Below are 22,689 nucleotides of genomic sequence, written 5' to 3'. Positions count from 1 at the left end.
CCGACCATCTCAGGGCTGTCCCGACCCTCATCGGGGCCTGTGCGACGGGGGATCAGGACTTCATGAGCATGACACCGGGCGGGCCGAGCAGCGGCCCCGACTACCTGGACGCATCCGGCCCGGGCGCGTCCGCGCCGGCCGACGACAACAAGAAGCGCCTCATCGCGCTCGGTGCCATCGTCGTGGGCGGCGCCGTCGTCGCGGGTGGCGCCTGGGCGGCGACGAGCTTCTTCGCCACGGGGGCGCAGCCCGCCGAGGCGCTGCCAGCCTCGACCGTCGCCTACCTCAGCGTCGACCTCGACCCGAGCGGTGGGCAGAAGATCGAGGCCGTCAGGACGCTGCGCAAGTTCCCGGCGTTCACCGACCACGTCGACATCGAGACCGACGACGACCTGCGCGAGCGCCTCTTCGAGGAGGTCACCTCCTCCGGCGAGTGCGAGGGCCTCGACTACGCCGACGACGTGGAGCCGTGGCTGGGCTCGCGTGCCGCGATGGCCGTCCTCGACCTCGGCGAGGAGGAGCCGACCGCCGTCGGTGTCGTCCAGGTGAGCGACGGCGACCGGGCCGACGAGGGCATGGCCACGCTCGTCGAGGCCTGCGGCGGCGCCTCGGACGCCGAGACCGGCGGCTGGGTCGTGGACGGTGACTGGATGGTCGTGGCGGAGACCGAGGAGATCGCGCAGCAGGTGGTCGACGCCACCGACGACGGCACGCTCGCCGACGACGCGGCCTTCGGGCAGTGGACCGGCGAGGCGGGCGACGGCGGCTTCATGTCGATGTACGTCGCCAAGTCCGCCGCGAAGTACCTCGAGGACGCGGCCGGGATGACCGGCCTGCTCGGCGGCCCGATGGCGCTCGCGCCCGCGCCGGACGACGCGCCGGCCGGCGCGTCGTTCGACGAGGACTGCCTCGCCGACGCGACCACGGCGGAGGAGATCGACGCGTGCTTCGTCGCTCCGGAGGAGTCCGCGGACGGCTCGTCCGACGAGGCGCTCCCCGAGGAGGGCTCCGAGGAGCTGCCGCCGGAGCTCCAGCAGATGATCGACGACTTCGACGGCGCGGCGGCCACCGTGCGCTTCGACGACGGCGCGGTCGAGGTCGAGTACGCCGTCTCGAACTACCAGGAGGACCTGACGAGGTTCCTCACCAGCGAGGAGGGCGTCGACATGGTCTCCGACCTGCCCGAGGACACGGTCGCGGCGCTCGGCTTCTCGCTCAGCGAGGGGTGGGCGCAGGGGCTGCTCGACTACGTCAAGACGCTCGCGCCCGACGAGGCCGCGACGATCGACGACCAGGTCGCCCAGTTCGAGACCGAGACGGGCCTCTCCTTCCCCGAGGACGTCGAGACGCTGCTCGGCGAGGGCGTGACGGTCTCCGTGGGCAGCGGCATCGACCCTGACGCCATCACCAACGGCGGCCCGCAGGAGGTCCCGGCCGGCATCAAGGTCAAGGGCGACGCCGAGGAGATCCAGGCCGTGCTCGACAAGATCAGCGCGGTCGCCGGCCCGGAGGCCGAGGAGTACCTCCAGGTCACCGAGGGCGACGGCTACGCCGTGCTGGCCCTGCAGGACGACTACCGGGCCGAGCTGGAGTCGGAGAGCGGCCTCGGCGACAGCGCGGTCTACTCGGACGTCATCGACGGCGACGCCCAGACGGTCCTGTTCGTCGACTTCGACGCCGACGACGACTGGCTCGTCCGGCTCACCGAGGACGAGCCCGAGCTCAGCGACAACCTCCGGCCGCTCTCGTCCTTCGGGATCAGCGGCTGGGTGGAGGACGACGTCGTCCACGGCATGGTCAAGCTGACGACCGACTGACAGCGCTCAGCGACCGATGGTGGCGGTCACCGCACCGGTGACCGCCACCAGGTCCTGCGGCGCGAGCTCCAGGTCGAGCCCGCGGCGCCCGCCCGACACCAGGATCGTGCGGTGCTCGAGGGCGGAGGCGTCGACCACGGTGGGGTGCGGCCGCTTCTGCCCCACGGGCGAGATGCCTCCCGCGACGTAGCCCGTGGCCCGTTCGGCCGCTGCGACGTCGGCCATGACGGCCTTGCTGCCGCCGAGCGCTCGCGCCAGCGCCTTGAGGTCGAGCTGGCCGGAGACCGGCACGACGCCGACCACGAGGCTCCCGTCGAGGGAGACGAGCAGCGTCTTGAACACCCGGGCGGGGTCGACGCCCAGTGCCTGCGCGGCCTCGGCGCCGTAGGACTCCGCGCGAGGGTCGTGCTCGTAGGGCCGCACCTCGAAGGGGACGTCCGCCTTGGTCAGGGCCACGGTGGCCGGCGTGCCGCCCGCCGCTCGAGCCTTCTTCGCCATCGCCCGGGCCGTCAGTTGGGGGACCAGGCCGTCCGCGCGACCTGCGTCGCCGGCAGGGACGGGATGACGTTGATGGCGCGCAGCTCCTCGGTCAGCAGCCGGGTCACCAGGGTGAGCCGCTCGGTGGCGTCGGCCGCCTCCAACAGCGACTGCCGCTCGGCCATCGGCAGCGGCGCCAGCGCGGACAGCGTCCAGGCGAGGTAGTCCGGGTCGCGGGGGAGCGTCCCGCTGAACGGGTCGCCCTGCAGCTCGGTCATCGCGGCCCGGAAGGCGGTGAAGGTCGCGCGGGCCCGGTGGAGCAGGTCGGCGGGCACGTCGACCTCGGGCTCCGGCAGCACGGCGGCACGGCCCTGCGGAAAGTCGGCGCCCTTCCGCATCTCCTCGAGCATCATCCGCTCCCGCGCGACCGCCACGATGTCGTAGGTGCCGTCCTCGCGCCGGTCGACCTCGGTGAGCTGGAGGACGCAGCCGACCCGGTAGACCGACTGGGCCCCGTGGTCGCCCACCTCGTAGCCCTCGCGGATCGCGACCGTGCCGAAGACCCGGGCGGCGGGGTCGTCGACGGTGAGCAGGTGGCGCACCAGCATGCGGTAGCGGTCCTCGAAGACGTGCAGCGGCACGGTCATCCCCGGGAACACCACGGTGCTCAACGGGAACATCGGCAGCGTGTCGCTCACGTGACCAACCTAGCGCCGCCTGTCCACCGCTCGCGGCCGACGCGGGGGCGTGCCGGGGCGGAACCTAGAATCGAGGCATGTCCCTGATCCGTCGCATCGACCTGAGGGGCGCCGACGCGGCGTCCGTCGACTACCGCGCGAGCGTTCCGCGCGCCGAGTTCGACGTCGAGGCCGCCACGCACCAGGTGCAGCCCATCATCGACGCCGTCCGCACCCGCGGCGTGGAGGCGATCCTCGAGCTCTCCGCCCGCTTCGACGGCGTCGAGAGCCACGACGTCGTCGTCCCGCCCGCCGCCCTCACCGCCGCCCTCGAGGGGCTCGACGCGGCGGTCCGCGCGGCGCTCGAGGAGTCCGTACGCCGGCTCCGTGCCACCTGCGAGGCCGAGCTCGAGCACGACGTGACGAGCCGGCTCGCCGACGGCGCCACCGTCACCCACCGCAAGGTGCCCGTCGACCGCGTCGGGCTCTACGTCCCCGGCGGGCTGGCGCCCCTGGTCAGCAGCGTCGTGATGAACGTCGTCCCGGCCCAGGTCGCCGGCGTGCGGTCCATCGCGCTGGCGAGCCCGCCGCAGCGGACCAATGGTGGGCTCCCCGAGCCGACCATCCTCGCCGCCTGCGCGCTCCTCGGCGTCGAGGAGGTCTACGCCGTCGGTGGGGCGCAGGCCATCGCGATGTTCGCCCACGGCGCGGGACCCTGCGCGCGGGTGGACCTCGTCACCGGTCCCGGCAACATCTACGTCGCCGCCGCCAAGCGGCTGCTGCGCGGCGTCGTCGGCATCGACTCCGAGGCCGGCCCCACCGAGATCGCCATCCTCGCCGACGACAGCGCCGAGCCCGCGTTCGTCGCGGCCGACCTGATCAGCCAGGCCGAGCACGACCCGATGGCCGCCTCGGTCCTCGTCACCGACTCCCTCGAGCTCGCCGACGCCGTCGAGACCGCGCTGGAGAAGCAGGTCTTCGAGACCCGCCACACCGAGCGGATCCGCACCGCCCTGAGCGGACGGCAGTCCGGGATCGTGCTCGTCGACGACATGGAGCAGGGCGTCGCCGTGGTCGACGCCTACGCCGCCGAGCACCTCGAGATCCACACCCGGGACGCCGCCGCGCACGCCGCGCGCGTCCGCAACGCCGGCGCGATCTTCGTCGGCCCGTGGGCACCGGTCTCGCTGGGCGACTACTGCGCCGGCTCCAACCACGTGCTGCCCACGGCCGGCTGCGCCTGCCACTCCAGCGGCCTCTCGGTGCGCGCGTTCACCAAGTCGGTGCACGTCGTCGACTACTCCCGAGCCGCACTCGCCGAGGTCGCCGACCACGTCGTGACGCTCGCCGAGGCCGAGGACCTGCCCGGCCACGGGCAGGCCGTCAGCGCCCGGTTCGCGGAGCGGTCGCCACGATGAGCGCGGCCTTCCCACCCCTGCGCGAGGAGCTGCGGGGGATCGAGCCCTACGGCGCGCCCCAGCTCTCCCTCGAGCAGGCGCCGGTGCAGCTCAACGTCAACGAGAACCCCTACGGTCCCTCACCGGAGGCGGCGGCCGACATCGCCCGCGCGGTCGGCGCGGCCGCGGTGTCGCTCAACCGCTACCCCGACCGCGAGTTCGTCGAGCTGCGGTCCGCGCTGGCGGCGTACCTCAACGGCTCGGGCGGGTCCGGCATCACCCCGGCGATGGTGTGGGCGGCCAACGGCTCCAACGAGGTCATGCTGCAGCTGCTGCAGGCCTTCGGCGGCCCCGGCCGGGTGGCGCTGTCCTTCGCGCCGACGTACTCGATGTATCCCGAGTACGCCCGCAACAGCCTCACCGAGTGGTACGCCGGGCACCGGGCCGAGGACTTCTCCCTCGACCTCGACGCCGCCCGCCGCCTGGTCGAGGAGCGCCGGCCCGCGGTCGTGCTGCTGCCGAGCCCCAACAACCCCACCGGCACGGCGCTGCCCCACGACGCGGTCACCGTGCTGTGCGAGGCGGCGAGCTCCTACGAGCCGGGCGGGCTGGTGGTGGTGGACGAGGCCTACGGCGAGTTCCGGCGCGCCGGCACCCCGAGCGCCCTCGAGCTGCTGCCGCGGCACCGCAACCTCGTGGTGACCCGCACGATGAGCAAGGCGTTCGCCCTGGCCGGTGCCCGCGTCGGCTACCTCGCCGCCGACCCCGCGGTCTGCGACGCGATACGGGTGGTGCGGCTGCCCTACCACCTCTCCGCCGTCACGCAGGCGACCGCGCTGGCGGCCCTCCGCCACGCCCCGGAGCTGCTCGGGCGGGTCGACGACCTGCGCGCCGAGCGCGACGCGACGGTGACCTGGCTGCGGGTGCAGGGGTTCGAGGTCGCCGACTCCGACGCCAACTTCGTGCTGTTCGGGCGGTTCGCCGACCGGCACGCCGTCTGGCAGGGTCTGGTCGACCGCGGCGTGCTGATCCGCGAGACCGGCCCCGAGGGGTGGCTGCGGGTGTCGATCGGCACGGCGGGCGAGATGACAGCATTCAGGCAGGCACTGCTGGACACCGTGGGGCAGGCAGCCGGGCAGACAGTTGAGCAGACGACCGGGAAGACGGAGGAGCGGGCATGAGCCGCACCGCGAAGATCGAGCGCACCACCAAGGAGTCCCAGGTCGTCGTCGAGGTCGACCTCGACGGCAGCGGCCGCTCCGACGTGTCCACGGGCGTGGGCTTCTACGACCACATGCTCGACGCGTTCGCGCGCCACTCGCTCGTCGACCTCGTCGTGCACACCACCGGCGACACCCACATCGACGCGCACCACTCCGTCGAGGACACCGCGATCGTCCTCGGCCAGGGGCTGCGCGAGGCGCTGGGCGACAAGGCGGGCATCCGCCGCTTCGGCGACGCCACCGTGCCGCTCGACGAGGCGCTCGTCCAGGCGGTCGTCGACGTCTCGGGCCGCCCGTACTGCGTGCACACCGGCGAGCCCGACGGCCAGGCCTACGTCGCGATCGGCGGCACCGGCGCGCCGTACATGGGCTCGCTGACGCGCCACGTCTTCGAGACGATCTCCTTCCACGCCCACCTGGCCCTGCACGTGCGGGTGCTGGGCGGGCGCGACCCGCACCACGTCGTGGAGGCGCAGTTCAAGGCGTTCGCCCGCGCGTTCCGCGACGCGGTCGCCATCGACCCCCGCGAGACGGGTGTCCCGTCGACGAAGGGCAGCCTGTGAGCCCCGACGTCGTCGTCCTCGACTACGGCTCGGGGAACCTCCGGTCGGTGGTCCGCGCCGTCGAGCGCGCGGGTGCGTCGGTGACGCTGACCGGCGACTTCGACGCCGCGCTGGCGGCCGACGGCCTGCTGGTTCCCGGCGTGGGCGCGTACGCCGCGTGCATGGACGGCCTGCGCGCGATCAAGGGCGACCGCATCATCGGGCGTCGCCTCGCGGGCGGTCGACCGGTCCTCGGCATCTGCGTGGGCATGCAGATCCTGTTCTCGCGCGGCGTCGAGCGCGGTGTCGAGAGCGCCGGCTGCGACGAGTGGCCCGGGACCGTCGAGCGGCTCCAGGCCGACGTGGTGCCCCACATGGGCTGGAACACCGTCGAGGTGGCGTCGGGGTCCCGCCTGTTCGCGGGCGTCGAGGACGAGCGGTTCTACTTCGTCCACTCCTACGGCGCACGGTCGTGGGACCTGGTCACCAACGACCGGACCGAGGCGCCGCTGGTGACCTGGGCCGAGCACGGCGGGGACAGGTTCGTGGCCGCTGTCGAGAACGGGCCGCTGTGGGCGACGCAGTTCCACCCGGAGAAGTCCGGCGACGCCGGGGCGGCGCTGCTGCGCAACTGGGTGGCGTCGCTGCGCCCGGGTGCTGGCCGGATCTCCTGAGAATTGAGGTCGCCGGGCCTCGGCCCCGGCGCTAGCGTCCGAGGATGACCGAGCCGCTCAGCATGAACCAGATCATCCATGCCGCGGTCCGCCGCGACGTGGTTCGGACCGAGGAGGCGCTGCGCGCCCTGCCCGAGGGTGACACGCGACGCGCCCGCCAGGTCCGTACGGCATGGCGCAACCTCGTGCGCGAGCTGACCCACCACCACGAGGCCGAGGACGAGCACGTGTGGCCGTTCCTGCAGTCCCGGGGGGTCGAGCGCACCCTGCTCGAGGAGATGGAGGCCGAGCACGTCGCGATGAAGCAGGCGCTGTCGTCGGTGTCGGTGTGCCTCGACGCCCTCGTCGCGGAGCCCACCGCGGCCGGCGCCTCGTCCGCGGCGGACGAGGTAGCCCGCGCCCGCGGGGTGATCAACCGGCACCTCGACCACGAGGAGCGTGACGTCGAGGGTCCGATGGGCGCGCTGCACGACGACGCGGAGTTCAAGGAGCTGACCAAGAAGCTGCGCCCGGCCAGCCCGGTCGACGCCGCCAACGCCCTGGCGTGGATGCAGGACGGTGCGGGGGAGCGCGAGCGGGCCTCGCTGCGCGCGATGATCCCGGGTCCCGTGCTGACGGTGCTCACGCTGCTGCTGGCGCGCCGCTACCGCCGCGAGGTGGCGCCGGTCTGGCGCTAGTCGCCCTCCGTGGTCGGGCGGTCGAGGGCGACCCACGCCGTCGATCGTCGCGGGCCGGACCAAGACGAACGAGGGGGTCGACGCTCGACAGTTGTCTGGACCGGTGCCGCTGTCGGTGGTGGCACCTAGAATCGAACACATGATCGAGCGGCTGGCTGGCGCGGACCCAGGTGGGGTGGATGACCTCACCGCCGCTGGTTTGCTGTCCGCGGCGCGTGAGGCGCGTGTGGCGGAGAACGCCGCTGCGGCTCGTCAGCTCGACCTCGCGGCCCGGTGGGCCGACCTGCACCCGCCGGAGTCGATCCACTCCGCCGCGACGTTCACCGTGTCGTCGTGTGAGCACGAGGAGCCCATCGCCGGCGACGGCTGCCCGCTGGTGGCGGAGTTCTGCATCGCCGAGCTCGGCGCGGTGCTGGGTGTCTCGACCACCGCGGCCAAGCGGCTGGTCGGGCACGCCCTCGAGCTGCGGCACCGCCTGCCACGGCTGTGGGCGCAGGTCCACGCCGGAGCCGTCCCGGCTTGGCGGGCCCGCGCCGTCGCTGAGGCCACCATCCACGCCACCCCGGCGCTCACCGTCGACGCAGCAGGCTGGGTCGACACCCAGGTCGCCGCCGTCGCCGGGAAGGTCGGACCCGCACAGCTGGACCGGCTCGTGGCCGAAGCCATCACCCGCCACCACCTCGCCACACCGGACCCCACCGCCGACCCCGAGGACGGCCACCCCACCATCGACCCCCGCCACGCCACCGTCCACGACGAGGACGTGCACTACGCCGGCACCATGCGCCTCGAGGCCGAGCTCGACATCGCCGACGCCCTCGACCTCGACCGCGCCCTGGCCCACGGCGCCGAGACGTTGAAGGCCCTCGGCTCCACCGCGTCGCTCGACGCCCGCCGCGCCGCCGCGCTGGGCGACCTGGCCCGCACCCAGACCGCCCTCGACCTCCACACCTCAGGCATGCGTGGCGTCGAAGGCACCCGGGGCGGCGACGGGCTGCCCGCCGCCCGGGAGGTCGTCCTGCACGCCCACTTCGACGCGGCGTTCACGCCCGACGGCGAGACGGTGTTCGGTCCCACCGGCCGGCTCGAGGAGCGCCAGCGGCTGCTGCTGCTCGACCAGGTCAGGAGCTGGTGCGGCGACACCCGCACCAAGGTCACCGTCAAACCCGTCATCGACCTCAACACCGACCTGACCGCCCCGGGCTATGCCATCCCGGGCCGGATCCGCGAACAAGTCATCCTGCGCGACCGCACCTGCGTCTTCCCCTGGTGCACCCGACCCGCCCGCAGCTGCGACATCGACCACGTCATCGCCTACGACCACCACGCCGACGCAGACGCAGACGCAGACGTAGACGGCCGACCCCAACCCGGCCCGACCGCGACCCACAACCTCGCCGCCCTGTGCCGCACCCACCACCGCCTCAAGACCCACACCGCCTGGCACTACCGAGCAGTCGAACCAGGAGTGTTCGAGTGGACCAGCCCCCACGGCCACCACTACCGACGCGACCACACCGGCACCAGCCCGACCGGACCACCCGAGCCAGCCCAACCACCCGACCCCCCGATGTGACTCCGTCCCCGGGTGTTCTTCCGTTCCGCCCTCGCGGATGCCCGTGCGCACATACGGTGCATCCGTGCGTTCCGTCCGACCGATGACCGACGCCGGCCTGACCTGCCCGCTCTGCGGGACGGCCGTGCCTGCCTCGGCGTCCGCCTGCCGAGGCTGCCACCTGCCGATCGCGGACGTCCGGCGGCATGCCGGCGACGACTCGAAGCGCAGGACGCGCTCGTGGACCAGCGCAATCGGTGTGCGTCTGGTGGGCGTCGCGCTCTACGCCGGGGCGGTCGCCTGGTGCGCCCGGCAGCTTCCTGCGGCGCTGCCGTTCGTGGTGCCGGCTGCGGCTGCCGGACTGGTCGCGCACGGTGTGAAGGGCCGTCCGTGGCTGGGGCTGCTCGCCTTCGTCGTGCTCGTCGTCGCCCTGCCGTTCATGCTGGCGCCCGCCTTGGGCGCCGGCGCGTTCTCCGACCTGGCCGACTGGTTCGACGACCCTCAGTGGTGACGGCGTCTCGCCACACCACGGGGGGACGCGACGCGCCCCGGGCGCTCCTAGGATCGACCCATGCCCAGCACGCCTGACCAGCCGTACCTCGAGCTCCTGCCCGCCGTCGACATCAAGGGCGGCCAGGCCGTCCAGCTGGTGCAGGGCGTGGACGGGTCGGAGAAGCGGTTCGGCGACCCGATCGAGGCGGCGCTGCGCTGGCAGGAGGCCGGCGCCGAGTGGATCCACCTCGTCGACCTCGACGCCGCGTTCGGGCACGGGCACAACCGGGAGCTGCAGGCGAGGATCGTCGGCACCCTCGACATCCAGGTGGAGATGAGCGGCGGCATCCGCGACGACGAGTCGCTCGAGGCTGCCATGGCCACCGGCTGCCGGCGCGTCAACATCGGCACCGCGGCGCTCGAGCAGCCGGAGTGGTGCGCCCGCGCGATCGCGACGTACGGCGACCGCGTGGCGGTGGGCCTCGACGTACGGGGGACGACGCTGGCGGCTCGCGGCTGGACCCGCGAGGGCGGCGACCTCTACGAGACGCTGGCGCGCCTCGACGGCGAGGGGTGCGCGCGCTACGTGGTCACCGACGTCAACAAGGACGGCATGCTGCAGGGTCCGAACCTCCAGCTGCTGCGCGACGTCTGCGCGGCGACCGACCGGCCCGTGGTCGCCAGCGGCGGCGTCACCACCCTGGACGACATCCGCGCCCTCATGGGACTGGTCGACGAGGGCGTGGAAGGCGCGATCGCGGGCACCGCGCTCTACGAGGGCCGCTTCACCCTCGAGGACGCACTCGCGCTGACGCGAGGCACGGGCACCGCCGAGGGCGCCTCGTGACGCTCGCGGTCCGCGTCATCCCGTGCCTCGACGTCGACGGCGGCCGGGTGGTCAAGGGCGTCAACTTCACCGAGCTGCGCGACGCCGGCGACCCGGTGGAGCTGGCCCGGCTCTACGACGCCGAGGGCGCCGACGAGCTGACCTTCCTCGACATCTCCGCCTCCCACGAGGGCCGGGCGACCACGATGGAGGTGGTCAGCCGCTGCGCGGAGGAGGTGTTCATCCCGCTCACCGTCGGTGGCGGGGTGGGCAGCGTCGAGGACGTCGACCGGCTGCTGCGCGCCGGCGCCGACAAGGTCGCCGTCAACACCGCCGCCATCCGCCGCCCCGCGCTCGTCGCGGAGATCGCCGACCGGTTCGGCAACCAGGTGCTGGTCCTCAGCGTCGACGCCCGGCGCGTCCGCGCGGACCAGCCGGCGACGCCCAGCGGCTTCGAGGTGACCACGCACGGCGGCCGCCACAGCGCCGGCCTCGACGCCGTCGAGTGGGCGGTCCGCGCCGCCGAGCTCGGCGCCGGCGAGATCCTGCTGAACGCGATGGACGCCGACGGCACCACCGACGGCTTCGACCTCGAGCTGATCAGCGCCGTGCGCCGCGAGGTGCACGTGCCGGTGATCGCCAGCGGGGGAGCGGGGGCCGTCGAGCACTTCCCGCCGGCCGTGGAGGCCGGTGCCGACGCCGTGCTGGCCGCCACGGTCTTCCACTTCGGCACGCTCAGCATCGGCGAGGTCAAGACCGGTCTGTCCACGGCCGGTCACGCGGTCCGCGGAGGCCGGTCGGAGACGTAGGATCCCGCCATGCTCACGACCTCCCGGCGCCCGGCGAAGCGCCACCTCGCCGCCGCCTCACTCGCGACCGCCACGATCGCCCTCACCGCCTGCGCTCCCACCGACGAGGGCGATGGCCCCGAGTCCTCGGGTGCGTCCGAGTCCGGGAGCCCCGCCGCCGACGAGTGCACCCCCGACGCGATGGAGACCGTCACCGACGGCACGCTGACCATCGCCACCGACGACCCGGCCTACGAGCCGTGGTTCGTCGACAACGACCCGACCAACGGCCAGGGCTACGAGTCCGCGGTCGCGTACGCCATCGCCGAGCAGCTCGGCTACACCGAGGAGCAGGTGACCTGGGTCACGGTGCCGTTCAACAAGGTCGTCCAGCCGGGGCCGAAGGAGTTCGACTTCGACGTCAACCAGGTCTCCATCACCGAGGCCCGCCGCAAGGCCGTCGACTTCTCCTCCGGCTACTACGACGTCGTGCAGACCGTCATCACCAACAAGGGCAGCGCCATCGACGGCGCCACCAGCCTGGCCGACCTCGCCGACGCCAAGCTCGGCGCGCAGGTCGGCACGACGAGCTACACCGCGATCACCGAGCAGGTGCAGCCCTCGCAGGAGCCGGCCGTCTTCGACACCAACGACCAGGCGGTGCAGGCGCTCAAGAACGGCCAGATCGACGGCATCGTCGTCGACCTGCCGACCGCCTACTTCATGACCGCCGTCCAGCTCGACGACGGCGTGATCGTCGGTCAGCTGCCCCTCCCGGACGGCGAGGTCGAGCAGTTCGGCGCGGTGCTGGCCAAGGACAGCCCGCTCACCGGCTGCGTGTCGGCCGCCGTCGACGCGCTGCGCGAGGACGGCGTCCTCGACCAGATCAGCCAGGAGTGGCTGGCCCAGCAGGGCGCTCCCGAGCTGTCCTGATGCCCGACCAGGCGAGCCGGGCGGACACCGCCTGGCAACCCTCGGCGGTGCAGCGCGAACGGGACGAGTGGCGGCGGCGCCGCACCGTGCGCAGCGCGGCCATCGCCGCCCTCAGCACGCTGCTCCTGCTCGGCGTGGTCGGCGGCGCCGTCGTCAGCTCGCCGGGCTGGGACCGGGTCCGTGAGACCTACTTCGACTGGGACAAGGCGGTCTCCTCCTTCCCTGCGGTCCTGGAAGGGCTGTGGCTCAACATCCGGGTCATGGCGGTCTGCTGGGTGCTGATCCTGCTGCTCTCGCTGACCGTGGCGGTGGTCCGGACGCTCCGCGGCCCCGTCGCGTTCCCGCTGCGGCTGCTCGGCACGGCGTACGTCGACGTCTTCCGCGGGCTGCCGCTGCTGCTCGTCATCTTCCTGCTCGGGTTCGGCGGACCGGCCCTCAGCCTGCAGGGCCTGCCGACCTCGCCGCTGTTCTGGGGCGGTGCGGCGCTCGTGCTGTCCTACTCCGCCTACGTCGCCGAGGTCTTCCGCGCCGGCATCGAGTCGGTGCACCCCAGCCAGCGGCTCGCCGGGCGGTCGCTGGGCCTGTCCTACGGGCAGACCCTGCGCCACGTGGTGCTGCCGCAGGCGTGGCGCCGGGTCATCCCGCCGCTGATGAACGACCTGGTCTCCCTGCAGAAGGACTCCGGCCTCATCGCCGTCCTCGGCGTCACCGACGCCATCCGCAAGGCGCAGATCGAGACGGCGCTGGACTTCAACTACACGCCGTACGTCGTCGCGGGCGTGCTGTTCTGCTGCCTCACCATCCCGATGGCGCGGCTCACCGACCGGTACGCCCGGAAGAAGGGCTACCACGGAGCCGGAGGACACCTGTGACGACCCCGCGACCCGAGCTCCTGCGCCTCGACGGCGTCCGGAAGTCGTTCGGCGACCACGTGGTGCTGCGCGAGGTCGACCTCACCGTCCAGCCCGGCCAGTGCGTGGTGCTGATCGGCGCCTCGGGGTCCGGGAAGTCCACCTTGCTGCGCTGCGTGAACCTGCTCGAGGTCGTCGACGACGGCGTCATCACCTTCGAGGGACGCGACATCACCGACCCCCGCGTCGACGGCGACGAGGTCCGCTCGCGGATGGGGATGGTCTTCCAGGCCTACAACCTCTTCCCGCACCTCGACGTCATCGGCAACGTCACCCTCGCCCTGCGCCTCGTGCACGGCGTCGCGGCCGACGAGGCCCGGGCACGCGGGCTCGCGATGCTCGACCGCGTCGGGCTCGCGGCCAGGGCCCAAGCGCGCCCCGACGACCTCTCCGGCGGCCAGCAGCAGCGCGTCGCGATCGCCCGGGCCCTCGTGGCGAACCCGCGGCTGATGCTGCTCGACGAGGTGACCAGCGCACTCGACCCCGAGCTCGTCGGCGAGGTGCTCGACCTGCTCACCGAGCTCAAGGGCGAGGGCGTCACGATGCTGCTCAACACCCACGAGATGGGCTTCGCGCGCGAGGTGGCCGACCAGGTGTGCTTCCTGCACGACGGCCGCATCCACGAGCGGGGCAGGCCGGAGCAGGTGCTCGGCGACCCGCAGCAGGAGCGCACCCGCGCGTTCCTGTCCCGCATCCGCGCGTCCTGATCGCGCCGCCGAGGAGTCACCACGTCCGGGACGGCGACCTCCGGGCCGCCCCTCGGATTCGTCGGCTGTCGGTGCCGGGGAATAGCCTGATGCGGCCGGTCGGTTGCGCTCGACAACCGAACGGCGCGATGGCGGGACAGGGACGAGGAGGCGGGCGACACCGGTGGCTGACGACGCGGAGCTGCGAGGCACCACCACACTCGACGGCTTCCGGGTCCTCTGGGTCGGCATCCGCCGGGAGCCGCGCATCTTCACCGTCGCCACGCTGGGCGCGGTCCTGTTCGGGGTGCTCACCGTGGCCGACGCATGGGTCCTCGGGTGGTCGACCGAGCACGTCCTGATCCCGGCCTTCGAGACCGGCGAGATCGGCACCGACCTGCTCGTGTGGGTCGTCGCGCTCTTCATGGCGGTGGCGATCCTGCGCGCGGTCGGCATCGTCGCGCGTCGCCTGGGCGGCGGCGTCATGTACTACCGGATGCAGTCCCACACCAGGCGCGGCGTGACCCGGCAGTACCTCTCGCTGCCGATGGAGTGGCACCAGCGGCACCCGACCGGCCAGCTGCTCTCGAATGCCTACTCCGACGTCGAGGCGGCCTGGGCGCCGATCATGCCGCTGCCGATGGCGCTCGGCACGATCGTGATGATGGTCATCGCGGTCGTCCAGATGTTCGTCGCCGACGTGGTGATGGCCCTCGTGGGCCTCCTGGTGTTCCCGGCGGTGGTGGTCGCCAACCTGCTCTACCAGCACTACTCCTCGCCCCTGATGACCCGCGCGCAGGGCCTGCGCGCCGAGGTCAGCGAGATCGCCCACGAGTCCTTCGACGGGGCGATGGTCGTCAAGACGCTCGGCCGCGAGGTCGAGGAGACCGACCGGTTCCGGGCCAAGGCGGAGGAGCTGCGCGACGTCAACATCCGCGCGGGCCGCTACCGTGCCGTCTTCGATCCCGCCCTGGCCAGCCTCCCCAGCCTCGGCGTCCTCGTGGTGCTCGCGGTCGGGGTCTCGCGGGTCGCGAGCGGCGCCACCGAGGCCGGCGACGTCATCACCGTGGCCTACCTGCTGACGATCGTCTCCTTCCCGATCCGGGCCATCGGCTGGCTGCTGGGCGAGTTCCCCCGCTCGGTCGTGGGCTACCGCCGCGCCAAGGCCGTGCTCGACGCCCGCGGCTCCATGGCCTACGGCGACGCCCGGCTGCCCGACGAGGGCACGGGCGCCCTGCTCGAGGTCGACGACCTCCACTACTCCTACGACGCCGACACCCCGCTGCTGCAGGGCGTGGACTTCGACGTCCCGCCCGGTCGCACGGTCGCCCTGGTGGGGCCGACCGCGTCCGGCAAGAGCACCCTGACGAGCCTGATGACCCGGCTGGTCGACCCCGACAGCGGCTCGATCCGCATCGACGGCCACGACCTCAAGGGCCTGCGCAAGGGGGAGCTGCCCGGCTCCGTCGCGCTGGTGCCGCAGACGGCGTTCCTGTTCGACGACACCGTGCGCGGGAACGTCACCCTGGGCGCCGACGTGCCCGACGACGAGGTCTGGGCCGCGCTGCGGACCGCACAGGCCGACGGGTTCGTCGCCGCCCTGCCCGAGGGCCTCGACACCCAGCTGGGGGAGCGCGGCACGTCGCTGTCCGGCGGCCAGCGGCAGCGGCTCTCGCTCGCCCGGGCCCTCGTGCGCCGGCCACGGCTGCTGATCCTCGACGACGCCACCTCCGCGGTCGACCCCGAGGTGGAGGCGCGGATCCTGGCGTCGCTGCGCGAGGACCGCGAGGACGACGGCTCCGGTGCCTCGCTCGTGGTCGTCGCCTACCGCAAGGCGACCATCTCGCTGGCCGACGAGGTCGTCCACCTCGACGGCGGGCGCATCGTCGCCCGCGGCACCCACGCCGAGCTGCTCGAGACCAGCCCGGCCTACGCACAGCTCGTGAACGCCTACGAGACGGACGTCGACCCGGCAGGGGACCCCGCATGAGCACCACCGCACCCTCGGCAGCGAGCGGCACCCGGATGGAGACCGGCGAGGGCATCGGCGCGATCGCGACCCTCCGGCTCGGCATGAAGTACTCGCCCGAGCTCCGCGAGGGCTTCGGGGTCACCCTCGTCCTCGCCGTGATCGCCTCGTGCGGCCAGATCGTCGTGCCGATCGCGGTGCAGCAGACCCTCGACAAGGGCCTCGGCGCGCCGGGCGGCCCCCGCCTCGACTACGTCGCCTGGATGGGGGTGCTCGCAGCGTTGGCGATCGTGGTGACCGGACTGGCCTCCTACGCCATGACGAGCCGGCTCTTCGCCACCTCCGAGCGCGGCCTGGCCACGCTGCGCACCAAGGCCTTCCGCCACGTCCACGACCTCCCGCTCCTGACCCAGAACACCGAGCGCCGCGGCGCGCTCGTCTCCCGCGTGACCAGCGACGTCGACCAGGTCAGCCAGTTCCTCGTCTTCGGCGGCCTCATCTTCGTGGTGAGCGTGGGGCAGGTGCTCGTGGCGACCGTCCTCATGCTCGTCTACAGCTGGGAGCTCGCCCTGGTGGTGTGGCTCTGCTTCGCGCCGCTCTTCTTGTCGATCCGCTGGTTCCAGAAGAAGCTCTCGGCCGCCTACACCGTCGTGCGCCACCAGGTCGGCGTGCTGCTGGGGGCGATCTCCGAGCCGGTGGTCGGGGCCGCGGTGGTCCGCTCCTACGGGGTCGAGGCCCGCACGCAGGCGCGCATCGACTCGGCGATCTCCGACTGGCAGAGCGCCTACACGCACGCGCAGACCTACACCGTCACCTCGTTCTCCCTCGGCGGCATCTCCGCCGGCCTGGCCAACGCCGGCGTCATCGTCATCGGCGTCCTCCTGGGCTTCACCGGCGACATGACGCCCGGGCGCGTGCTGGCCTTCGCGTTCCTGGTCACCCTGTTCGTCGGTCCCGTGCAGATGGGCACCCAGATCCTCACCGACGCCCAGAACGCGATCGCCAGCTGGCGCCGCGTCCTCGGCATCCTGGAGACGCCCGCCGACCTCGTCGACCCCGGCCCGGAGGGCGAGCAGCTGCCGCGGGGGCCGATCGACGTCCGGTTCGTCGACGTCACCTTCGCCTACCCCGGAGGTCCGCCGGTGCTCCGCGACGTCGACCTCGCGATCGAGGCCGGCACGCGCGTCGCGATCGTCGGTGAGACCGGTTCGGGCAAGTCGACCTTCGCCAAGCTGCTCACCCGGCTGATGGACCCGGTCGAGGGTGCCGTGCTCCTCGACGGCGTCGACGTACGCCGCATCGACGCACGCTCGCTGCGGCGCAGCGTCGTGCTGGTGCCGCAGGAGGGCTTCCTGTTCGACGACACGATCGCCGCCAACGTGCGCTACGGCCGGCTCGAGGCCACCGAGGACGAGATCCGCGCCTCGGCTGCGGAGCTCGGCATCGACGACTGGCTGGCCGGCCTGCCGCGCGGCCTGCACACCGAGGTGGGCCAGCGCGGTGAGTCGCTGTCGGCGGGGGAGCGGCAGCTGGTCGCGCTCCTGCGCGCGCACCTCGCCGACCCCGACCTGCTGGTCCTCGACGAGGCCACGAGTGCGGTGGACCCCGCGCTGGAGATGCAGATCGGCCGCGCGCTCGAGCGGCTCATGCAGTCGCGGACCTCGGTGACGATCGCCCACCGGCTGTCGACGGCCGAGAGCGCCGACGAGGTGATCGTCGTCGACAAGGGCCGCGTGGTGCAGCGCGGACCGCACCGCGAGCTGGTCACGCAGGAGGGCAGCGTCTACGCCGGGCTGCACGCCAGCTGGGTGGCCCAGCACTCCCGCGCCTGACGAGCCGGGCCCGGACCCGCGTCAGGGCCGGCGTCGGGGACTGCGTCAGAATCCGCGTCAGGACGAGAGCAGCTGGCTGATCAGCAGGTCGGCGTCGAACGCCTCCGACTCGGCGCCGGGGGCGACCACCGCGACGGTGCGCGCGATGAAGTGGTCGACGTCCGACGAGCGGGCGAGCAGCACGAGGTGTCCGTCGGGGGAGCTGAGCTCGATGCTGACCATGGCGCGGCCGCTGACGCCGGTCGCCGGGGCCACGTGCACGTCGCCGTCGCCGACCGGGGCCTCGGTGCCCCGCATGAGCAGGTCGCGCCCGAAGGTCCACACGAGGTCGCCGTCGGAGGTCACGAAGGTCATCGCCACGGCGAAGGGGTCCGAGCCGGCGTAGCTGAGCACGGTGTCGATCTCGTGGCGGATGCCGCGGTCGTCCATGCACTCGACGGTGATGTCCAGTGCCACGTCGGCCAGGGTGCGCCCGCTACCGGACAGGTTCATCGAGGGCTCCTTCATCGAGGGCTCCTAGGGGTCGCCGGGACGCAGGTCCCGGAGTTGCGATGCTCATGAGACGGCATCCGGGGGCCGCCGTGATGCAAAACGGCGAAATTGGACTCGATCCGGTCCAGACCGGATCTTGATGGTGACTCGTGACGAACTTGACGGTAACCGCCGCAAATCGGTCCTCGATGACCTCTGGTGGGGACCGATAGGTTCTCCTCATGACGGGGGCAGCCAAGCGCATCGGTCTCGAGGTCCTGGGATGGACGCTGCTGCTGCTCGGCGTGGCGGCCATCTTCCTGCCCGGGCCCGGCCTGCTCGGCATCTTCGCCGGGCTCGCCCTGCTCTCCCAGCAGTACGACTGGGCCGAGCGTCGCGTCGAGCCGGTGCGGCTGCGGGCGCTGCGCGGCGCGGCCGAAGGCGTCGAGACCTGGCCGCGCATCATCGCCTCCTGCGTCGGCGCCGTGGTGCTCGCCGTCTGCGGCGTCTACTGGATCATCAAGCCGCCCGCACCGGGCTGGTGGCCGCTCTCCGACGCGTGGTGGCTGCCCGGTGGCGTGTGGACCGGCGTCACCCAGATCGCCTCGGCCGTCATCGCGCTGGCGCTGATCGTCTACAGCTACCGCCGCTTCCATGGCAACCCCGAGGCCGTCGAGGCGCTCAGTCGCGACATCGGCGACTCCGACCGCCAGCGCGGCTGACCGGGTCATCAGGACCCGATTGCCGGTCCCGGCCGGGCATGGGATATCGTTCCCGCGTCCCGGGCGATTGGCGCAGTGGTAGCGCGCTTCGTTCACACCGAAGAGGTCACTGGTTCGAACCCAGTATCGCCCACCGAGACCCCGGAGCCGCGCTACCCGTAGCGCGGCTCTGCTGTTCGCGCGGTACCGCCCACCGGGACCGAGCAGCCGTTCCATACCGGCACAACGACGCAGGCGACGGCGGGCTACGCCCCCGGCGATGCGGCTCGTCGAGCGCCTCGGGCGGCATGCTGCGCCGGGCGCCGGGGTACCGCACGGCATGGACGATCGAGAGCGCCCGACCACCAACCAGCCCCTCAACGCGCCCGGTCCGCGGCCGAAGGTGACCCCGGTGCTCGCGGTCGTGGGCCTGATCGCGCTGATCGCGCTGATCTTCATCGTCGTCTCGGTCCTGCGCTACAACACCTGAGCCCGAGCCGCCGCCCCTCGACGGGTAACGCCCCGACCTGAGCACTCCCGCCCCCACCAGTGGGGGCGGGAGTGCTCCTTCGGTGGCGTTACCCGCGACGGCGGGCACGGGCGGGCGCGCGGGCAGACGGCGGGTGCGGGCCGGTCAGCGGAAGTCGCGCGACGACGCCCGGGCCTGCAGGACGTCGCCGGCGCCCGGGACGACGACGTCGATGCCCTCGACCCGGTCGGCGACGAGGTTGGTGACGCCCTCGTTGCGCTCGAGACGTCCGCGCACCACCACCGCGACGCGGTTGCGGGCCGCCTGCCGGTGCGCCCGCATGACGCCGACCGAGCACACGACGTTGAGCATCCCGGTCTCGTCCTCGAGGTTGAGGAAGGTGACGCCCATCGCGGTCCCCGGCCGCTGGCGGTGGGTCACGAGCCCGGCGACGTGGACGCGCCGGCCGGCCTCGGTGTCCGCGAGCTCCGCGACCGAGCGCACCCCGGCGCGGCGGAGGTCGTCACGCAGGTGCTCCACCGGGTGCGCGTCGGGCGAGACCCCCGTGGCCCAGAGGTCGGCGAGGGTGATCTCCGGCTCGCTCATGCCGGGCAGGGTCGGCGCCGCCGGTGCCGGCGTGGTGCCGGGGAGGTGCTCGGCGCTCTCGGCGAACCCGGCCGCCCACAGCGCCTCGCGGCGCTCGAGCCCCCAGGGCTGGAACGCCCCGGCGGTGGCCAGCGCCTCCAGCTGGGCGGGCGTCAGGTCCGCCCGGCGCGACAGGTCGGTCACGCCGGTGAACGGCGCCTCGTCACGAGCTGCCACGATCCGGCGGGCCACGTCGAGCCCGATGCCGCGCACCGAGTCGAGCCCGAGCCGGACGGCGAGCGCCCCGTCGCGCCGGTGCGCGGGGACCGGGTCGGGGGTGCCGGGCACCCACTCGGTGCGGGTGAAGCGGGGCCGGCAGCACTCCTCGAGCCCCGTGGCGGCGACCGGGCCGGGGACGACGGGCTCGAGGTCGGCCTGGGCCGCCGAGCGGGTCACGTCGGGGCGGCGTACGTCCACGCCGTGGCGCCGGGCGTCGCCCACCAGCGACTGCGGAGAGTAGAAGCCCATGGGCTGGTTGCGCAGCAGGCCGGCCAGGAACGCGGCGGGGTAGTGCAGCTTGAACCAGGACGAGGCATAGACCAGCAGCGCGAAGGACAGGGCGTGCGACTCGGCGAACCCGAAGTTGGCGAACGAGAGGATCTTGACGTAGATCGAGTCGGCCAGCTCGCCGGTGATGCCGCGGCGCTGCATGCCGGCGTAGAGCTTCTGCTTCACCGACTCGATGCGCTCGACCCCGCGCTTGGAGCCCATGGCGCGGCGCAGCAGGTCGGCGTCGTCGCGGCTGCAGTCACCGAGGGTGACCGCCATCGCCATGAGCTGCTCCTGGAAGAGCGGGACGCCCTTGGTGCGCTCGAGCACCGGCACCAGCTCGGGGTGGTCGTAGGTGATGGCCTCCTGCCCCGTGGCCCGGCGGACGTAGGGGTGCACGGCACCGCCCTGGATGGGGCCGGGCCGGATCAGCGCGATCTCGATCGCGAGGTCGTAGAACTCGCGCGGCCGCAGCCGCGGCAGGGTGCCGATCTGGGCCCGGCTCTCCACCTGGAACACGCCGATCGAGTCGGCACGGCACAGCATGTCGTAGACGGCGGGCTCCTCCTTGGGCATCGTGGCGAGGTCCCACCGCTCGCCGAGGTGGTCCTCGACGAGGCGCATCATGTGGTCGAGCGCGCCGAGCATGCCCAGGCCCAGCAGGTCGAACTTGACCAGCCCCATCGTCTCGCAGGCGTCCTTGTCCCACTGGAGCACCGTCCGCCGGTCCATGCGCGCGCGCTCGATGGGGCACACCTCCCCGATGGGCCGCTCGGTCAGGACCATCCCGCCGGAGTGGATCCCGAGGTGCCGCGGCGCACCCATGAGCTCCTCGGCCAGCGCGACGACCGGGGCCGGCACGTCGTGCGCGGTGGGGTCGCCCATGTCGCCGGCCACCACGGACTTCCACCCGTCGATCTGCTTGGACCAGGCGTCCTGCTGGCCGGGGGAGTGCCCCAGCGCCTTGGCGGCGTCACGCACCGCCATCCGGGGCCGGTAGGCGATCACGTTGGCCACCTGCGCGGCGTTGCGGCGCCCGTAGGTGTCGTAGACCCACTGGATGACCTCCTCACGGCGGTCGGAGTCGAAGTCGACGTCGATGTCGGGCTCCTCGTCACGGTGCGCGGAGATGAACCGCTCGAACGGCAAGCGGTAGAACACGGCGTCGACCGCGGTGATGCCGAGCGCGTAGCAGACCGCTGAGCTGGCCGCCGAGCCGCGCCCCTGGCAGAGGATGCGTCGCTCCCGCGCGAATGCGACGATGTCGTGCACGATGACGAAGTAGCCGGCGAAGTCCTTCTCGCCGATGATGCGCAGCTCGTGCTCGAGCCGTTCGCGCGCCTCGGCCTCGTGGGGGACGCCGGCGTAGCGCTCGGCGAACCCGCGCTCGGCGAGCACCCGCAACCACGAGTCCGCGGTGTGCCCCTCGGGGATCTGTCGCTTGGGCAGCGCGGGGGAGGCCTTGCGCAGGTCGAAGGCGAGGTCGTCGGCCAGCGAGACGCTGCGGGCCACGGCCGCGGGGTACGCCGCGAGCGCCGCGGCGACCTCCGCGCCGCTGCGCAGGTGGGCCGAGCCCGACAGGTCGAGCCAGCCGTCGAGCTCGGCCAGGCTGCGCCGGGCCCGCACGGCCGCCATGGCCGAGGCGAGCCGGTGCCGCTCGGGGGTGGCGTGGTGGACGTTGCCGGCCGCGACGACGTCGAGGCCGTGGACGCCGGCGAGTCGCGCGAGGGCGGCGTTGGTCGCGTCGGCGCCCGGGCGGGGCGACAGCTCCACGAGGACGTGCTCGAGCCCGAACAGCGCCGTGAGCCGGTCGAGGGCCTCCGCGGCCGCGGCCTCGCCGCCCGTCGCCAGCGCCTGGCGCACCGCGCCCTTGCGACAGCCCGTCAGCACGACCCAGTGGCCCCGCCCGCGCTCGCCGAGCTCGTCGAGGTCGTAGACCGGGCGCCCCTTCTCGTCACCCCTGAGGTGGGCGTCGGTCATGGCGGCGGCGAGGCGGTGGTAGCCCTCCACGCCCCGGGCCAGGACCAGCAGGTGGCTGCCCTCGGGGTCGGGTACGCCGTTCTGGGGACCGGTGAGCCCCAGGGACAGCTCGGCGCCGAAGACGGTGGGGAGGTCGTAGGCCGCGGCCGCCTCCGCCAGCATCGGAGCGCCGTAGAACCCGTCGTGGTCGGTGACCGCGAGGGCGTGCAGGCCGAGCCGCACGGCCTCCTCGACGAGCTCGGCCGGGGAGCTGGCCCCGTCGAGGAAGCTGAAGTGGCTGTGGCAGTGCAGCTCGGCGTAGGGCGTGACGGCGCCGGGGCGCTCGATGGTGCGCGCGGTGGTGGCGGCGCGCTTGCGCCGCGACACGGGAGCGTCGTCGGCGCCCGGCAGGCCGCTCAGCCGCCGCTCGAGCTCCTTCCAGCGCATGGCGGGGTTGTTCCAGGCCATCAGCGCACCCC

General features: G+C 73.1%; 21 protein-coding genes and 1 tRNA gene. 18 read left to right on the top strand and 4 right to left on the bottom strand.

Annotated features, from left to right (window positions below; genetic code table 11):
• The first annotated feature begins 62 nt into the window (after positions 1-62).
• A complete protein-coding gene (locus J3P38_RS01265; protein WP_210502448.1) occupies positions 63-1,817 on the top strand; it encodes a DUF3352 domain-containing protein in 1,755 nt (584 codons plus the stop codon).
• A 6-nt stretch (positions 1,818-1,823) separates the two neighbouring features.
• Here J3P38_RS01265 and ybaK read toward each other — a convergent pair whose 3' ends face one another.
• The gene (gene ybaK / locus J3P38_RS01260) at positions 1,824-2,315 is read right to left on the bottom strand and encodes a Cys-tRNA(Pro) deacylase (protein WP_210502447.1); all 492 of its coding nucleotides are present in this window, start codon (positions 2,313-2,315) and stop codon (positions 1,824-1,826) included.
• 11 nt (positions 2,316-2,326) lie between these two features.
• Entirely contained in the window at positions 2,327-2,992 is a 666-nt protein-coding gene (locus J3P38_RS01255) for an LON peptidase substrate-binding domain-containing protein (RefSeq protein WP_210437990.1), read from the bottom strand.
• Positions 2,993-3,075: 83 nt separating this feature from the next.
• Here J3P38_RS01255 and hisD point away from each other — a divergent pair, with 83 nt between their 5' ends.
• The 14 genes from hisD to J3P38_RS01185 all read left to right on the top strand — a co-directional run bounded on the left by hisD (position 3,076) and on the right by J3P38_RS01185 (position 17,476).
• A complete protein-coding gene (gene hisD, locus J3P38_RS01250) occupies positions 3,076-4,389 on the top strand; it encodes a histidinol dehydrogenase (RefSeq protein WP_210503577.1) in 1,314 nt (437 codons plus the stop codon).
• Positions 4,386-5,549: a histidinol-phosphate transaminase gene (locus tag J3P38_RS01245; RefSeq protein ID WP_210502446.1), complete on the top strand. Its 1,164-nt coding sequence runs from the start codon at positions 4,386-4,388 to the stop codon at positions 5,547-5,549. The genes hisD and J3P38_RS01245 overlap by 4 nt, the downstream gene beginning before the upstream one ends.
• Complete coding sequence (gene hisB / locus J3P38_RS01240; protein WP_210437988.1) at positions 5,546-6,154, top strand: imidazoleglycerol-phosphate dehydratase HisB; 609 nt, start codon at positions 5,546-5,548, stop codon at positions 6,152-6,154. Before J3P38_RS01245 ends, hisB begins: the two co-directional genes overlap by 4 nt.
• Entirely contained in the window at positions 6,151-6,807 is a 657-nt protein-coding gene (hisH, locus tag J3P38_RS01235; protein ID WP_210502445.1) for an imidazole glycerol phosphate synthase subunit HisH, read from the top strand. The genes hisB and hisH overlap by 4 nt, the downstream gene beginning before the upstream one ends.
• A 44-nt stretch (positions 6,808-6,851) precedes the next feature.
• Positions 6,852-7,484, top strand: coding sequence for a hemerythrin domain-containing protein (locus J3P38_RS01230; protein WP_210437975.1), 633 nt, complete (start codon positions 6,852-6,854; stop codon positions 7,482-7,484).
• Between the two features lie 139 nt (positions 7,485-7,623).
• Positions 7,624-9,060, top strand: coding sequence for an HNH endonuclease signature motif containing protein (locus J3P38_RS01225; protein WP_210502444.1), 1,437 nt, complete (start codon positions 7,624-7,626; stop codon positions 9,058-9,060).
• A 64-nt stretch (positions 9,061-9,124) separates the two neighbouring features.
• The gene (locus tag J3P38_RS01220) at positions 9,125-9,550 is read left to right on the top strand and encodes a hypothetical protein (RefSeq protein ID WP_210502443.1); all 426 of its coding nucleotides are present in this window, start codon (positions 9,125-9,127) and stop codon (positions 9,548-9,550) included.
• Between the two features lie 60 nt (positions 9,551-9,610).
• Entirely contained in the window at positions 9,611-10,378 is a 768-nt protein-coding gene (priA, locus tag J3P38_RS01215; protein ID WP_210502442.1) for a bifunctional 1-(5-phosphoribosyl)-5-((5-phosphoribosylamino)methylideneamino)imidazole-4-carboxamide isomerase/phosphoribosylanthranilate isomerase PriA, read from the top strand.
• Positions 10,375-11,166 (top strand): imidazole glycerol phosphate synthase subunit HisF, encoded by a 792-nt coding sequence (gene hisF, locus J3P38_RS01210; protein WP_210502441.1) that lies wholly within the window; start codon positions 10,375-10,377, stop codon positions 11,164-11,166. Before priA ends, hisF begins: the two co-directional genes overlap by 4 nt.
• A gap of 9 nt (positions 11,167-11,175) precedes the next feature.
• The gene (locus J3P38_RS01205; RefSeq protein WP_210502440.1) at positions 11,176-12,078 is read left to right on the top strand and encodes an ABC transporter substrate-binding protein; all 903 of its coding nucleotides are present in this window, start codon (positions 11,176-11,178) and stop codon (positions 12,076-12,078) included.
• On the top strand, positions 12,078-12,950 hold the full coding sequence (locus tag J3P38_RS01200; protein ID WP_210502439.1) for an amino acid ABC transporter permease: 873 nt from the start codon (positions 12,078-12,080) through the stop codon (positions 12,948-12,950). Before J3P38_RS01205 ends, J3P38_RS01200 begins: the two co-directional genes overlap by 1 nt.
• Positions 12,947-13,696 (top strand): amino acid ABC transporter ATP-binding protein, encoded by a 750-nt coding sequence (locus J3P38_RS01195; RefSeq protein WP_210437962.1) that lies wholly within the window; start codon positions 12,947-12,949, stop codon positions 13,694-13,696. Before J3P38_RS01200 ends, J3P38_RS01195 begins: the two co-directional genes overlap by 4 nt.
• Before the next feature lie 163 nt (positions 13,697-13,859).
• On the top strand, positions 13,860-15,665 hold the full coding sequence (locus J3P38_RS01190; protein ID WP_210502438.1) for an ABC transporter ATP-binding protein: 1,806 nt from the start codon (positions 13,860-13,862) through the stop codon (positions 15,663-15,665).
• The gene (locus J3P38_RS01185; protein ID WP_210502437.1) at positions 15,662-17,476 is read left to right on the top strand and encodes an ABC transporter ATP-binding protein; all 1,815 of its coding nucleotides are present in this window, start codon (positions 15,662-15,664) and stop codon (positions 17,474-17,476) included. Before J3P38_RS01190 ends, J3P38_RS01185 begins: the two co-directional genes overlap by 4 nt.
• Positions 17,477-17,533: 57 nt before the next feature.
• Here the strand turns inward: J3P38_RS01185 and J3P38_RS01180 are convergent, their stop codons facing one another.
• A complete protein-coding gene (locus J3P38_RS01180; protein WP_210502436.1) occupies positions 17,534-17,983 on the bottom strand; it encodes an SsgA family sporulation/cell division regulator in 450 nt (149 codons plus the stop codon).
• 206 nt (positions 17,984-18,189) lie between these two features.
• Here J3P38_RS01180 and J3P38_RS01175 point away from each other — a divergent pair, with 206 nt between their 5' ends.
• The 3 genes from J3P38_RS01175 to J3P38_RS01165 all read left to right on the top strand — a co-directional run bounded on the left by J3P38_RS01175 (position 18,190) and on the right by J3P38_RS01165 (position 19,138).
• Entirely contained in the window at positions 18,190-18,669 is a 480-nt protein-coding gene (locus tag J3P38_RS01175) for a PGPGW domain-containing protein (protein WP_210437955.1), read from the top strand.
• A 61-nt stretch (positions 18,670-18,730) separates the two neighbouring features.
• Positions 18,731-18,802, top strand: a tRNA-Val gene (locus tag J3P38_RS01170).
• A 126-nt stretch (positions 18,803-18,928) separates the two neighbouring features.
• Entirely contained in the window at positions 18,929-19,138 is a 210-nt protein-coding gene (locus tag J3P38_RS01165) for a hypothetical protein (protein ID WP_210502435.1), read from the top strand.
• A gap of 144 nt (positions 19,139-19,282) precedes the next feature.
• Here the strand turns inward: J3P38_RS01165 and J3P38_RS01160 are convergent, their stop codons facing one another.
• Positions 19,283-22,678 carry an error-prone DNA polymerase gene (locus J3P38_RS01160; RefSeq protein ID WP_210502434.1) on the bottom strand — a complete coding sequence of 1,132 codons (3,396 nt, stop codon included), beginning with the start codon at positions 22,676-22,678 and terminating at the stop codon, positions 19,283-19,285.
• Between the last annotated feature and the right edge of the window lie 11 nt (positions 22,679-22,689).

It is taken from the genome of Nocardioides xinjiangensis (assembly GCF_017916455.1).
Classification (GTDB): Bacteria; Actinomycetota; Actinomycetes; order Propionibacteriales; family Nocardioidaceae; genus Nocardioides; species Nocardioides xinjiangensis.
This window is presented reverse-complemented; position numbering and strand designations above follow the sequence as displayed.